This is a genomic window from Ruminococcus sp. B05, from assembly GCF_003628495.1.
GTDB classification, from domain to species: Bacteria; Bacillota; Clostridia; order Lachnospirales; family Lachnospiraceae; genus Schaedlerella; species Schaedlerella hominis.
In genome coordinates, this window is record NZ_RBZR01000001.1 from 77759 (window position 1) to 92227 (window position 14469).

General features: G+C 38.9%; 12 protein-coding genes. 10 read left to right on the forward strand and 2 right to left on the reverse strand.

Annotation, left to right across the window (positions count from 1 at the left end):
- Positions 1-218 precede the first annotated feature (218 nt).
- The 3 genes from D8Q48_RS00300 to D8Q48_RS00310 are packed head-to-tail and all read left to right on the forward strand — an operon-like array spanning position 219 to position 2220.
- Positions 219-743, forward strand: a complete 525-nt coding sequence (locus D8Q48_RS00300) for an ECF transporter S component (protein ID WP_172696930.1) — start codon at positions 219-221, stop codon at positions 741-743.
- A gap of 3 nt (positions 744-746) precedes the next feature.
- The gene (locus D8Q48_RS00305) at positions 747-1586 is read left to right on the forward strand and encodes a pyridoxamine kinase (RefSeq protein WP_118689154.1); all 840 of its coding nucleotides are present in this window, start codon (positions 747-749) and stop codon (positions 1584-1586) included.
- Positions 1587-1605: 19 nt separating this feature from the next.
- Positions 1606-2220, forward strand: a complete 615-nt coding sequence (locus tag D8Q48_RS00310; RefSeq protein ID WP_243116187.1) for a TIGR04100 family radical SAM protein — start codon at positions 1606-1608, stop codon at positions 2218-2220.
- 134 nt (positions 2221-2354) lie between these two features.
- Here the strand turns inward: D8Q48_RS00310 and D8Q48_RS00315 are convergent, their stop codons facing one another.
- Both D8Q48_RS00315 and D8Q48_RS00320 read right to left on the reverse strand, forming a co-directional pair.
- Entirely contained in the window at positions 2355-4550 is a 2196-nt protein-coding gene (locus D8Q48_RS00315; RefSeq protein ID WP_121054982.1) for a YhgE/Pip domain-containing protein, read from the reverse strand.
- Entirely contained in the window at positions 4547-7087 is a 2541-nt protein-coding gene (locus tag D8Q48_RS00320) for a YhgE/Pip domain-containing protein (RefSeq protein ID WP_121054984.1), read from the reverse strand. The genes D8Q48_RS00315 and D8Q48_RS00320 overlap by 4 nt, the downstream gene beginning before the upstream one ends.
- A 326-nt stretch (positions 7088-7413) precedes the next feature.
- On the opposite strand from D8Q48_RS00320, the gene D8Q48_RS00325 reads away from it, so the two are divergent.
- From D8Q48_RS00325 to D8Q48_RS00355, 7 genes are all read left to right on the forward strand, one after another.
- Positions 7414-7695: a DUF2325 domain-containing protein gene (locus D8Q48_RS00325; RefSeq protein ID WP_022075800.1), complete on the forward strand. Its 282-nt coding sequence runs from the start codon at positions 7414-7416 to the stop codon at positions 7693-7695.
- A gap of 25 nt (positions 7696-7720) precedes the next feature.
- Positions 7721-8302, forward strand: coding sequence for a DUF3793 family protein (locus D8Q48_RS00330; RefSeq protein WP_117989322.1), 582 nt, complete (start codon positions 7721-7723; stop codon positions 8300-8302).
- Positions 8303-8341: 39 nt separating this feature from the next.
- Positions 8342-8764, forward strand: a complete 423-nt coding sequence (locus tag D8Q48_RS00335; protein WP_121054986.1) for a flavodoxin — start codon at positions 8342-8344, stop codon at positions 8762-8764.
- A 153-nt stretch (positions 8765-8917) separates the two neighbouring features.
- Positions 8918-9274: a DUF6110 family protein gene (locus tag D8Q48_RS00340; RefSeq protein ID WP_118689149.1), complete on the forward strand. Its 357-nt coding sequence runs from the start codon at positions 8918-8920 to the stop codon at positions 9272-9274.
- 79 nt (positions 9275-9353) lie between these two features.
- On the forward strand, positions 9354-11429 hold the full coding sequence (locus D8Q48_RS00345) for a heavy metal translocating P-type ATPase (protein WP_121054988.1): 2076 nt from the start codon (positions 9354-9356) through the stop codon (positions 11427-11429).
- A 17-nt stretch (positions 11430-11446) separates the two neighbouring features.
- Positions 11447-12145 (forward strand): ABC transporter ATP-binding protein, encoded by a 699-nt coding sequence (locus tag D8Q48_RS00350; RefSeq protein WP_117989318.1) that lies wholly within the window; start codon positions 11447-11449, stop codon positions 12143-12145.
- Positions 12146-12157: 12 nt separating this feature from the next.
- Positions 12158-14398: an ABC transporter permease gene (locus D8Q48_RS00355; protein WP_121054990.1), complete on the forward strand. Its 2241-nt coding sequence runs from the start codon at positions 12158-12160 to the stop codon at positions 14396-14398.
- Positions 14399-14469 lie beyond the last annotated feature (71 nt).

Consider the following 14469-nt stretch of genomic DNA (forward strand, 5'->3'; position numbering starts at 1 on the left):
TAAAAAATTAAAATTAAGGATGAACGGGGACGGAGTTAAGTGCCAAATGGGGACGGAGTTAAGTGGCTTTTGAAAAAGCCACTTATCCCCGTCCCCATTTGGTAAACTGGACTGGTTAAATTTGATGATTCTGGCTGTTTCTATCAATCCAATCATGTGTTATGATTTGGAAAAATGAAAATACAGAAAAGTTTCTGTGAGGAATGGAGAGATTATTTATGAAAAGATTTTCAGCAAAAAAAATTACAATTGCAGCCTTATCAATTGCGCTTGTCTGCATATCAACAGCAATCATTCATATTCCGATTCCGCTTGGTTATATGCATTTAGGAAATATTTGTATTCTTCTGTGTTCGTATTTATTTCCTTGGGATATCGGGCTTTTAGCCGGCGGTGTTGGTTCTGCATTGTCAGATTTATTGACAGGATATCCGCAGTGGGTATTGCCTACTTTGATTATTAAGGGTATTATGGGATATGCAGGTTCAAAAGTTACACATGCAGGGAAAACACCTGCACGTATGCTGTCAGCTAGAACATTTATCGGAGCAGTGGTTTCTATCGTAATTATGATTGCAGGATATACAATTGCCGGTGGAATCATGTATGGAAGTGTTGCGACAGGACTTGCACAGGTACCTGGACTGACAACAGAAGGAATTATTGGAATTATTGGATTCTATGTTCTGGGATTTGTTATGGAAAAGTGCCATGCTTCAAAATTTATCTCAGAAGGAGTATAACAGATGACATCACACAATCATCAAAAGAAAATAGCTGTTATAAATGATATTTCTGGGTTTGGACGCTGCTCAATCGCAGTGTCCCTGCCCATTATTTCAATGTTAAAGGTACAGTGCTGCCCATTGCCAACATCTATTTTTTCAAATCATACGGGTTTTCCATCATTCTTTTTTGAAGATTTTACAAAAAATATGGAGCCTTATATGGAAGAATGGAAAAAGTTGGATTTGAAATTCAATGGAATCAGCACTGGATTTTTGGGTTCAGCAGAACAAATACGAATCGTGCAGGAATTTATTTCTGAATTCAAATCGGAAGATACATTAGTTATTGTAGATCCGGTTATGGGAGATTATGGAAAAACGTATTCAACATATACAGAGGAAATGTGTCAACGTATGAAGCAGCTGGCGTGCAAGGCTGATATTTTAACTCCAAACCTGACAGAAGCATGTATATTGACGGATACGCCATATAAAGAAGACTGGAAAGTTGCAGAGGTAATAGAGCTGGCAGAAAAACTTTCCGAACAAGGACCGGAGAAAGTTGTTATAACCGGAGTGTCCCAGAAGAGTTATATTTGCAATTTCTGCTATGAAAAAGGAACGGAGCCGTCTATCGTTAAGACGCAGAAGGTTGGAACACAGCGTTCCGGAACAGGAGATATTTTCTCTGCAATCATTTCAGCAGACGCTGTCAATGGAGTAAATTTTCATGATTCTGTAAAAAGAGCGTCTTTATTTATTAAAAAATGTATTTTACGCTCAATAGAACTGGATATTCCTGTAACAGATGGTGTATGCTTTGAAGAGGTACTACACACATTGAACCGAAAAAGATAAATAGAAGGAGAAGAACGCAATGAAAAAATCAATGACAATCTTATATAAAGTGCATAACAATTTGTATGTAAACCTGACAAATCGTTGCTCTTGCGCCTGTACATTTTGTTTGAGACAGACAAGAGATCACATGGAAGAGTCCGATTCACTTTGGCTTGAACATGAACCAACAGTAGAAGAAGTAAAAGAAGAGTTTAAAAAATTCGATATGACAAAGTTTGACGAAGTTGTATTTTGCGGATTTGGAGAGCCTACAGAAAGATTAGATGCGTTGCTTGAAGTTGCAAAATTCGTAAAAGAGACATATCAGAAACCAATTCGTGTGAATACAAACGGACAGGCAAGTCTGATCAATAAACGTGATACAGCACCAGAATTTAAAGGCTTGGTAGATACAATTTCAATCAGCTTAAATACACCAAATGAGCAGAAATACAATGAATTGGTCCGCAGCATTTTTGGAGATAAAGCGTATCGTGGAATGCTCGATTTTGTAAAAGAAGTAAAACAGTATGTACCACATGTTGTATTGTCAACAGTCGATACAACATTGACAAAAGAAGAAGAAGCACAGTGTGTGAAGATTTGTGAAGATCTTGGAGTAACATACCGAATCCGACCTTGGGAGGATTAAGAAGAGGGAGACCAGCGGGGACGGGGAGCCAGATAGGGACGGGGTTTAGTGGCTTTTTTTTGCTCTGCGAAAAAAGCCACTAAACCCCGTCCCTATCTGGCTCCCTACCGGCTCCCCGGCCTTCTCCCCGTTCTCTAAATCAAATGTGTACTTTCTAATTTCTCCATAAAAGCATCATTTAACTTGATGATCGGATTTCTCAATACCAATCCAAAGAACAAAGAAATAATCAGGAAAATCCCCAAAATTCCCATTTGTACCCAATAAGCTGAACCATACATTCCGGCGACGCATTCGCGCATAGCAGTCATACTGTGTACAAATGGCAGCAATGGATATACAGCCCTAAAGAATGGAGGAGCAGTCTCAATCGGGAAGGTTCCACCGGAACCTGCAACCTGTACTACGAGTAAGATTACGCAGATTGCTTTGCCGATGTCTCCGAAGGAGACGGTCAGCGTGTAAATGATATTTACATATACGATACTGCTAAACCATCCTGCAAGTAAAAATAAAAATGGATGCTCACATTGAATCTGTAAATAACACAAATCCCCCATGCAGATTAAGGTGGCTTGTAAAAGTCCTACAATCAGGAAAATCGGATAGCGGCCAAGATAAACCTGATATGGTTTTAGGTTTTTAAGTCCGGCGGTCGAAGAAGCTGAAACGGTTACTTTTAAGATGGCAACCAGTACAATGCCTCCTACCCAGAGGGAGAGGACAGAATAGAATGGTGCCATTGCTGAACCATAATTTGCCACAGGATAAATTTCATGTGTTTTTAATGTAACAGGAGAAGATAAAAAGCTGGCAATTGTTTCACTGTTTCCAGATAAAATCTGCTGTAGCTGTTTGTAATCCCCGCTGCTTTTGATTTTCTTCAACTGGTCAATTGTTGTGTTCATCCTTTTCGATGTCTTGTCAATCAGTGCTGAGGTGTCTGACAATGTAGTCTGAATCTTTGCAAGATCAGAAGAGGCAGAACCTGACAGCTTATGGATATTGTCCGCTGTTGTATCCAATTGTGTAAATAAAGTAGAAATGGTTGAGCTTGTCGTTCCAAGAGAGTCAAACAGAGTATTCAAACTATTTTCCACATTATTTTCGTAGTCATTTTTTATGGAAACAAGGCTGTTGCTGCTTGTTTGGATCAGTTGATCCAGCTCAGCCTTTGCGGCGGCAATGTTAGCCGGCGAATTCTGTATATCCTGTGCAGACTGGTATAACTTGTTCTGCAAATTTTGCTGAGTTGCAACAGCACTGTTTAAACGACGGATAATAGAATCCAGTTCGTCTGCAATACCACTCGGTAGTTCATCAGGAAGCGTATTTTTCAAATCAGAGAATGCCTGGATAAGTGTCTGATACCCATTGATGATCGGAGTAATCTTATCCCCCAGGCCATTTAACGTATTAGCAAGCGTTTCTGCACTTCCTGATTGTGATGCAAACGCATCGTCAATAATGGAAGAGAGCTGTGTGTAAAAGCTCTGGATTCCGGAAATTGCTGCGTTAATTCCATCGGTTGCGCCACTGATAGATGTTTTTACGTCGGAAAATGAATTTTTCGTATTTTTCAAAGAAGCTAAGCTGCTGTCCGAATGCGTTTTTGACTCAGTTAAAAATTCTGAGGTTGTGTCCAGCATATTCTTGGCAGAACCGGTCAGGTTTGAAAAGGACTGGATTGTACCGGACGCAGCAGTCAAATCATTTGAAATAGCGCTCAGGTTATTTAAAAGGTTATTAAGAATTACATCAGCGCCACTTTCATCTGCCATATCAGATACAGACTGAAGTGCTACAAGTGCAGTTTCGGATATCGTTTCTATAAATACAGAATTAACCTGTTTTTGAATTGCACTCGCTCCCTTGTCGGTAATCTTCGGTGCAATCGCATTTTCCTTTGCATTATAATAGTAAGTGATTTTTGGGTTTTCGATATCACTTGAGAAAATGCTCATCATATCTTTACTGAAATTTTCAGGAATGATAACAGCAGCATAGTACTTTCCGGATTTTACACCCTTCGTTGCTTTATCCTTTGTAGTAAACACCCAGTCTAATTGCGTATTTTCACGAAGAGCAGAAAGAACATTGTCACCAATGTTGATATTCAGAGGAATCAAATCCCCTTCATATCCCTCGTCCACGCTTGCAACAGCAACCTTTAAGCTACTTGTATTACCATAAGGGTCCCAGCTTGCAGCAATATTAAACCATGCATAAAGTGGCGGAACAATCGTGATTCCGAGGATGACCAGCAATGCGATTACATTTGTTTTAATCCGCACGATGTCACGTTTAAAAATTTCCAGGATATTTCTCATGATCGTTCATTTCCTTTCTTCAAAAGTTTTAATAATTCATCTTCAGATAACTTGGCAAGTTCTAATTGCTTCTGTGTTTTGTCGTGGATGTATTCCATAATAATCAAGTAAAATGCCAATACAACTACGGAAACAATCCACAAAATTAAAAATACAAGCTTAGATTCCAAACTGAACATCAGAATCAGAAAAACAAAAGCAAGTATAAAAATGCAATTGAATCCACGACGGATTCGTCTCGAATAAGTGCGTTCAAATTTTTCCGCCTTATCGGTCAATTCCTTGCGTGTAACTTCATTGTAGAGCATTGCTTTATAAATCATAGATACTTGCTGAGTGTTTCGTTCTGTACTGGAAGTCTCACACAACATCAAATCTGTAACAGCAAGTCTGCGGTCAAACAGGTAATTTAGGTTCATCAGCAGAGGACGAAGTCCAAGACCGATGAGAAATGCGATTCCAAGGAATACAAGCATGATCAATAAATTTCTACGATAGTTGTGAGCATACATTCCAGCAATAGCTTCACGCATTGCACTGATTCCATACGAAAATGGAAGGAGTGGATGCAGATTCTGGAAGAAAGCTGGCATCATCTCAATTGGATAAGTACCAGATGATCCTGGAATCTGCAAAATAACCAGAAGCACGCACAATGCCTTACCAATGTGTTTAAATGCAAGTGCCATTGCATAAATCAGACTGACATAAACAACGGAGCATACCATTCCGGCAAAAATAAAAGCGGCAGGTTCATTGCATTGGGCTTTAATAAGCCAGATATCACCGGCACATACGATGACACTCTGAATAAGTCCGATGCTCAGAAATAGAAGAAAACGGCCAAAATAACACTGAGTTGCAGTTGCATTTGGAATTTTTTCATCAAAATCTACCTCTTGTTTGAAAATAGAAACCAGAATCAGTCCACCTACCCAAAGAGCCAGATTTGTGTAAAATGGTGTCATGGCAGAACCATAATTCTTTACATCGTAGAGTACTTCTGTATCAACAGTTACCGGTGATGACATAAAAGTTGAAATACCATCTGCATCAATTTCTTTTAGAGAAAGAAACTGCTGATATGCACTGGAGCTTTGCAAGGCTTTTAAATCCGTTGTGAGGCTGGAAAGCTTATCATTTACTGTCTGAAGTGCAGTGCCGGTCGAGTCAAGAACAGAAGCACTGTCTTTTAAGCTGCTGTCGAGCTGTCCAAGGATGGATTTCAACTGAGTAATAGAAGGAGAAATTCCATTCATTGTGGCGGAAAGATTTCCACTTAATGTAGAAAATGTATCCAGTGACTGATTTAAAGTCGGCAGCAATGTCTGATTCATAGAGTTCTGGTAATCCCTCAAGGACTGTTTACTCTGCGATACAAGTGTGTTTAATTGTGTACGTGCAGTAGAAGCACCATTTAAAGAAGTTGTTATATTGTCATTTCCGGCTTTTAAAGAATTGACAAGTTCCTGCAATTTGGCATTTTGACTTTCTAAATCAGCAATCTTACTATTTAAAGCTGCGACAAGCTCTTCACTTGAAATATGAGCGGTCATCGCTTTTAAATCGTTAATCACTTCATTATTCAAATCGACCAGATTCTGGACAGAAGCAATACTATTACTTATCTTCCCATTAATTGTCTGCATATCATTTTCAATTGTTCCAAGCTTGTCAGAAGCAGAACCATAAATATTGCTCAACAATTGGTCTCCATCGGACAAGCTCTGAGAGAATGTCGAAGAAAATGTTCCAATTGCACTGCGGCTGGTATTCAATATATCAGACGCACTGGAAAGTGTTTTTGCACCGGATAAAGCAGCTGTATTGACAGAATCCAAAGCGGCTTGCGTGTCTGCGATAATCGAAGAGCTGCTCTTTACAGTTTCCTGAAAATTCTTCAAAGTAGTCTGATAGTCATCCAGATTCTTTTGAATATCAGAAATAGAGCGCAGTGTCTCAGTATTCATATCACTCATATTACCGGAAACTTTAGAGACAGATTTAATAATTAAATTCGAAATTGTTTCAGCGGCAACATTGGAAAAAGTATCGTTGATTTCCTGCTGAATCGTACCGGCTCCGGTGTCTGTGATCTTTGGAGCAATCGCATTTTTCTTCTCATTTACATAATAATCTAAAACCGGGTTCTGAGGTTCGCCACTGATGATACTTAGAAGAGATTCGCTGAAATCTTCAGGAATCACAATAGCAGCGTAATATTTTCCGGACCTTACACCTTCAATAGCAGCATCTTCATCTACGAAAGTCCATCCAAGAGAATCATTTTTTCCTAATTGTTCAATAAGCGAAGCACCTGCATTAAGAGAAAGCTTATCCGAGCATGCTCCGGTATCGTTGCTGGCAATTGCTACTTTAATCCCTTTTGTATTGCTGTATGGATCCATGTTAGCGGCAATGTTGAACCAGGCATAAAGCGATGGCAGAATACAGACGCCGATCACAACAAGCATAGCAACTGGATTGCGAAGCAAACGCTTGCAGTCACGTTTGAATATTTGAAGTGTTGTCTTCATCCTAAATAAAAATCCTCCTTTAACAACGAGTATGTATAAAATCTCAATTTAACACCAGTATATCAGAAAGTAAAAATGATTTCTATAAGCAAAAATGACGAATGGTCATTAATTTCTAAAGAGAATATTGTAAGGTTGTATAGTATATGAAAAATCTCAAATATAGAAGAAAGTAAATGAGAAAAATTATCATGGAATAGAATTGACAAGGATAGAAAGTTAGAATATACTAACCATGTGGTTAGAAAAAGCTAACATATGATAATTGAAGGTAACACGAAAATAGAAAATGCAAGATTATAATAATCAGAAACAGGAGGAAAATAATGAGCGTAGTAATTGTCGGAGGGCACGACAGAATGGTAGCCCAGTATAAAAAAATATGCAAAGCTTATAAATGTAAAGTAAAAGTGTTCACACATATGAAGGCGGATTTTGACAAACAGATTGGATGTCCAGATCTTCTCGTATTATTTACAAACACAGTATCACATAAGATGGTAAAGACAGCTTTGGATGAAATTGACAGTTCCAAAACAGATGTTGTGCGTTCACATACAAGCAGCCAGAATGCATTGACAGAAATTTTGAAATCTTGCTGTGCATAAATAATGAAGTGAAAGGATTGCAGATATGAAGGAACGTAATACGGGAAACACTGCAGAGGGACTGGAGCAGTGCTTGATCATGCATTGTGCCCCTACACTGGCATCTCTTAAAACCGCAAATTTATTTACGTGCAAATATACATGTATACAATCACTTGAAATGAGTATCATGTATTGGGAAAGAGAGATGAAAGAAAAAGGATTAAGTCTATTTATATTACAAAAACAAGAAAACAGGGCGTTAATTTATGTCTGCCGCATGAAAAAGTTGCAACAAGATCTGGAAAAACCAGGAGTGATGAATTTGCTTCGAAAATATGGATATCAGGATACGGATCCGCATCATGCTATTTCTCATTTGATTGAACGTTTAGAAGAAAACGGAACATTCCCACATGAAATCGGATTATTCCTGGGATATCCATTGGATGATGTGATCGGCTTTATTGTTAATAAAGGAAAGAATTGTCATTGCATTGGATGCTGGAAGGTTTATTGCAATAAAGAAGAAGCAGAAAGAACATTTTGCAAATATAAAAAATGTACAGATGTATATAACCGGCTTTGGAGAAATGGAAGAAGCATACAGAAGCTCACAGTGGCTTAAAAAATCACTTGATATAAATGAAAATGGAGGAAATAAGAAATGAGTAAAACAGCAGTCGTATTTTGGAGTGGAACAGGAAATACAGAGGAAATGGCAAATGCAGTTCTGGAAGGAATGAAAGAAAATGGAGCAGATGCTTCTATCTATTCAGCAGATGCATTTCAGGCAGGAGATGTAGAGGGTTACGATGCAATTGCCTTTGGATGCCCGGCAATGGGTGCAGAAGTTTTGGAGGAAGATGAATTCCAGCCACTGTTTGACGAGTGCAAATTGGCACTGGCAGGAAAGAAGGTTGCACTGTTCGGTTCTTATGGATGGGGCGATGGAGAATGGATGAGAAACTGGGAAGACGATTGCAGGGAGGCAGGAATAGAACTTGCCTGCGACAGTGTTGTATGCAATGATGCACCTGATGAGGATGCAATTACAGCTTGCAAGGAGTTGGGAGCGGCACTTGCATAAGCGCAAAAAATGAATTTATTATTATAAATGATAGCGAATCTCATTTGCAAGCGGCTTATTGGATAAAATTTCTCAATAAGACAGAATTGGCTTGAAACAAGAAAAATAATGGATATATAATTTGTCCATAAAAAACAGAGGAGGAATTTTATCATGTCAAATTATTTGAAATGTTTAAAGAAAGTAAATGGTAAATCAACAGGAATTTTTGCAGCAGGTGTGTTATTCGGAACAGCAGGTATCAAGGTACTTGCAAGTAAGGATGCGAAAAAGCTTTACACAAACTGTACAGCAGCGATTCTTCGTGCAAAGTCTTGTGTGATGAAAACAGCCACAACAATTCAGGAAAATGCAGAAGACATTTATGCAGAAGCACAGCAGATCAATGAAGAACGTGCAGCAGCAGAAGAAGTTGTGACAGATGTAGAAGAGGCAGATGTAGAAGAGGCAGATGCCAACGAAACAGATGTTGAAGAAAGCTTTAAAGAAACAGAAACCGAAGAAGCATAATAAATATAAGCTATAAAGCAAACAAAAACCAGAACACCTGCAGTTTTATCTGCAGGTGTTTTCGGAAAGAAGGATTTACATGAAGTTTAAAATTAAACATGATATACAAGGAAGATTACGTGTGCAGTTTGTTCAGAGTCGAATGAGCTTTGAGCAGGCAGACGAAATACAATATTATATGGAACAAAATATGCAGATTACATCTGTGAAAGTGCAGGAACGTACGCAATGCGTAACAATTTGCTATAAAGGAGACAGAGAAAGCGTAATTGAAAGCCTGAAAGCATTTCACTATGGAGAGGTGACACTTCCGGAAACCTATCTGAAAAATTCAGGACGAGAATTGAACAGTGAATACTGGGAGAAACTGGTTACTTCGGTAGTGCTTCATTATGGAAACAAACTATTTCTTCCGATTCCGGTTCGTGCAGTGCTTACAACTGCAAAATCGGTGAAATATATATGGCATGGAATCTGTACACTTGCAAAAGGTAAAATTGAAGTTCCGGTGTTAGACGCAACATCTATCGGAGTTTCTATTTTCAGACAAGATTTTGGCACCGCAGGCTCCATTATGTTCTTGCTTGGAATTGGCGAGATATTAGAAGAGTGGACACATAAAAAATCAGTCGACGATCTTGCACGCAGCATGTCTTTACATATCAGTAAAGTATGGCTTGTAACTGAAGACCAGGAAGTGCTTGTTTCAACTTCGGATATCAAAGCAGGAGATTTGGTAAGAGTACATATGGGAAATGTAATTCCGTTTGATGGAACAATCGTTTCCGGAGAAGGAATGGTAAATCAGGCTTCCATGACAGGAGAATCCGTTCCGATTGCGAAGACGATGGATGCAAGTGTCTTTGCAGGAACCGTATTGGAGGAAGGAGAACTTACGATCCGAGTAAAACAAAGCAATGGAAACAGCAAATTTGACCAGATTGTTTCTATGATTGAAGAGTCAGAAAAGCTGAAATCCTCTCTGGAAGGAAAAGCGGAGCATCTTGCAGACAAGCTTGTCCCATATACACTTCTTGGAACAGGAATTACGTATTTGTGTACAAAAAATGTAACAAAGGCATTATCTGTATTGATGGTAGATTTTTCGTGTGCATTGAAACTTGCAATGCCAATTTCCGTATTGTCAGCGATCAAAGAAGCAAGTACCTACAATATTACTGTAAAAGGTGGAAAATATCTTGAGGCAATGTCAGAAGCAGATACGATTGTATTTGACAAAACAGGAACATTGACAAAAGCACAGCCTACAGTAGTAGATATCGTATCATTTAATGATATGGGCAGGGATGAACTTCTAAGAATTGCAGCATGCCTGGAGGAACATTTCCCACATTCCATGGCGAAAGCAGTTGTAACAGCGGCAAAAGAGAAAAATCTGGTTCATGAAGAGCTACATTCCAAAGTAGAATATATTGTTGCTCATGGTATTTCATCGACAATTGAGGGAAAATCCGTTATCATCGGAAGCTCGCATTTTGTGTTTGAAGATGAAAAATGTACCATTCCGGAAGGAAAAGAGAAGCTCTATGAACAGCTCCCGGAAGAGTGCTCACATTTATATATGGCAATTAACCGTAAACTGGCTGCAGTTGTCTGCATCGAAGACCCGCTTCGTGAAGAGGCGCAAAGAGTGATTGCGAAACTTAAGAGTAAAGGAATCAAGGTTGTTATGATGACAGGAGACAGTGACCGTACAGCGAAAGTGATTGCTTCAAAGGTAGGCGTAGATGAGTATTTCTCCGAGGTGTTGCCAGAGGACAAGGCAAGTTTCATAGAGAAAGAAAAGGCTAATGGAAGAAAAGTCATTATGATTGGTGACGGAATAAATGATTCGCCGGCACTATCAGCTTCCGATATTGGAATTGCAATCAGTGACGGAGCAGAGATTGCGAGAGAAATTGCAGATGTTACGATTGGTGCAGATAATCTGGAAGAAATTGTTGTTTTGAAAAATCTAAGCGACAGACTAATGGAGCGAATCCATAATAATTATCGTTCCATTGTCGGAATCAATGCTTGCCTGATAGCAGGTGGGGTTATGGGAATCTTCCCGCCTACAACGTCTGCATTATTGCACAACACATCGACCTTATTGATCAGTTTGCAAAGTATGAAAGATTTGCTGGATAAATAGGAAAGAGAGGAAGGGCTATGTATCTGGAACTGAATCAAATAAAAAAATCATTTGGAAGCGGAGAAAATAAAACGGAAGTGCTTAAAGGCATTTCGTGTGGGATTAAGAAAGGTGATATCTGTGTGTTACTTGGCCCGTCAGGGTCAGGTAAATCCACCTTATTAAATATTATCGGTGGTATTGAAAATATCGATAGCGGCTCGATTCGAATCGGCGATGAGCAGATGGAGAGCATGAATGAAAAGCAGTTGGCCGGGTATCGTCGAAAACATTTGGGCTATGTATTTCAGGCGTACAATCTGATTCCGAATCTGACCGTGAAGGAAAATATTGAGGTCGGCGCATATTTATCCCAAAATCCGCTGGAGTTAGATGGTTTGCTGAAAACACTGGGGCTATGGGAACACAAAGACAAAATTCCAAATCAGCTTTCAGGAGGACAGCAGCAGAGAACCGCGATTGGGCGGGCTTTGATTAAGAATCCAGATATTTTGCTCTGCGACGAGCCGACCGGAGCATTGGATTATCAGACCTCTAAAGAAATTTTACAATTGATCGAAGATGTGAATCAAAGGTTTGGAAACACGGTTATTTTAGTGACACATAATGATGCAATTCAGGGAATGGCAGATCAGGTCATCAAATTGCGTGACGGACAGATCCGCAAATGCATTTACAATGATAAGAAACAAGCAGTGGCAGAGTTGGAATGGTAAGGGGGTGTTCGTATGAAAAATCCATTATCAAAACGATATCTGCGTGAACTGAGGGCGGAATGGGGAAAATATCTGGCCCTCTTTTTGTTCTTTACGATCATTATAGGATTTTGTTCCGGTTTTCTTGTGGCAGACGGAAGCTGCAAATCAGCTTATGATAACAGTTTTGAAAAATATAATATCGAGAATGGACATTTCGTATTGACCGATTCCATTTCCGATGAATTAAAAGAGAAATTGGAAGAAAAAGAAGATATTACGATTTATCCGATGTTCTATAAAGATAAAGAAATCGCAAAAGAACATACAATCCGTCTGTATAAGATGCGTGATGATGTAAATAAGGCGGACTTGATGGATGGAGAGTATCCCAAAGCGGATGATGAAATCGTGATTGACCGCTTGTATGCCGAAAATAATGAGATTGCCATCGGTGACACCATGCAAATCGAAGGTAAAAAATACAAGGTGACAGGTGTAGTCGCATTATCAGATTACAGTGCATTATTTAAAAATAATACCGATATGATGTTTGATGCGAATAAATTTACAGTTGCGCTTGTAACGGAAAATGCGTTTGATAATTTGGGAGATGCCGGTCTTAAGAAATGCTATGCATGGGTAAATGATGATGCAGCTTTATCTGATAAAAAGCAGGAGGATAAGGCAAATGATATCAAGGATATCATAAAGAAAAAAGCTGTCATGACAGATTTTGTTGCCCGTCAGGACAATCAGGCAATCACCTTCACAGGAGACGATATGGGCGGAGACCAGGTAATGGTACAGTGGCTGCTTTATATCGTAATCGTTATTCTGGCATTTATATTTGCGATTACGGCGAGAAGTACGATTGAGCAGGAATCTTCCGTAGTTGGAACCTTGCTGGCGTCCGGTTATACGAGAGGCGAATTGGTACGCCATTATATGACGCTGCCGGTGGTTGTTATGCTGGTCGCATCTGTTGTAGGAAATGTACTCGGGTATACATGGATGAAATATATTGTGGCAGGAATGTATTATCATAGTTATTCGCTTCCGACATACACGACAATCTGGAATGCAGATGCTTTTATAGAAACAACAGTCATACCATTTGTTTTACTTCTGGTTGTAAATTTCCTTGTAATCATGTCCATGATGACTTTACCGCCATTACAATTTTTAAGACACGAGCTTAAGAGAAATAAGAAAAGAAGAGCAATCGGCCTTCCAGACTGGAAATTTATTACTAGATTCCGCATCCGCGTGATTCTGCAAAATAAAGCGGCGTATCTGACATTATTTGCGGGTATTTTCTTCGCAAGTGTATTGATGTTGTTTGGAATGATGTTATCACCACTGCTAACGCATTTTAAAGCAGAAGTACTCGATTCAAAAATTGCGAATTATCAGTATATTTTAAAAATGCCTTTGGAAACGGAGACATCAGGCACTGAAAAATATGCAGTGTCAGAGTTGAAAAACAGTAGTGGTGAAGAGATTACGGTTTATGGGATTGAAGATCATTCAAAATATTTGAAGAATTTGAATCTGAAAGATGGAGAAGTCGTGCTGTCGGACGGATATATGGAGAAATATGGTATCCAAATTGGAGACGAAATCAAGCTCCATGAAGAATACGGAGATAATAAATATACATTTAAGGTGAGCGGAAGTTATCATTATCCTGCTACAATGTGTATATTTTTGTCAAAATCCACATTTTGCGATATATTTGACAAAGACCCGGATTATTTCAGTGGATATTTTACAGATAAAAAAATAGAAGATATCGATGATACCATGATTGTATCTACGATTACAGAACATGATCTGACAGTTATGGCGGATCAGCTTGAAGACTCTATGGGACAAATCTTTTCTATGATGAATGGATTTGCTTTGATGATTTATATTATCGTAATTTATTTGCTTGCAAAAACGATCATCGAGAAAAATGCAGCATCGATTTCAATGCTTAAGATTCTTGGATACTCCGACAGAGAAGCCGGAAATTTATACAGCCTTGCAACGGGTGTTGTTGTGGCGGTTTCTTTGATAATCGCGATACCGCTCAGTGATAAAGCGATAAAAGTGATCTATTATCTTATGATGAAGGATTATTCAGGCTGGCTGACATATTATATAGCTCCTTGGATTTATCCGACAATGTTTGTGTTGGGAATGCTTTGTTATCTGGTTGTATATATAATCCAGTCGAAAAAAATCCGAAAAATCCCATTATCACAGGCATTAAAAAACGTTGAATGATACTCTTATAAATAGTTATAAGAAAATGTAACAGTCGGATTCATTGACATGCAAGCATAAATGGTGGTAGG

Coding starts and splice junctions, on each gene's coding strand:
- D8Q48_RS00325 (WP_022075800.1), top strand. CDS start 7,414: ATGAGCGTAGTAATTGTCGGAGGGCACGACAGAATGGTAGCCCAGTAT.
- D8Q48_RS00330 (WP_117989322.1), top strand. CDS start 7,721: ATGAAGGAACGTAATACGGGAAACACTGCAGAGGGACTGGAGCAGTGC.
- D8Q48_RS00355 (WP_121054990.1), top strand. CDS start 12,158: ATGAAAAATCCATTATCAAAACGATATCTGCGTGAACTGAGGGCGGAA.
- D8Q48_RS00350 (WP_117989318.1), top strand. CDS start 11,447: ATGTATCTGGAACTGAATCAAATAAAAAAATCATTTGGAAGCGGAGAA.
- D8Q48_RS00335 (WP_121054986.1), top strand. CDS start 8,342: ATGAGTAAAACAGCAGTCGTATTTTGGAGTGGAACAGGAAATACAGAG.
- D8Q48_RS00345 (WP_121054988.1), top strand. CDS start 9,354: ATGAAGTTTAAAATTAAACATGATATACAAGGAAGATTACGTGTGCAG.
- D8Q48_RS00320 (WP_121054984.1), bottom strand. CDS start 7,087: ATGAAGACAACACTTCAAATATTCAAACGTGACTGCAAGCGTTTGCTT.
- D8Q48_RS00310 (WP_243116187.1), top strand. CDS start 1,606: ATGAAAAAATCAATGACAATCTTATATAAAGTGCATAACAATTTGTAT.
- D8Q48_RS00315 (WP_121054982.1), bottom strand. CDS start 4,550: ATGAGAAATATCCTGGAAATTTTTAAACGTGACATCGTGCGGATTAAA.
- D8Q48_RS00300 (WP_172696930.1), top strand. CDS start 219: ATGAAAAGATTTTCAGCAAAAAAAATTACAATTGCAGCCTTATCAATT.
- D8Q48_RS00305 (WP_118689154.1), top strand. CDS start 747: ATGACATCACACAATCATCAAAAGAAAATAGCTGTTATAAATGATATT.
- D8Q48_RS00340 (WP_118689149.1), top strand. CDS start 8,918: ATGTCAAATTATTTGAAATGTTTAAAGAAAGTAAATGGTAAATCAACA.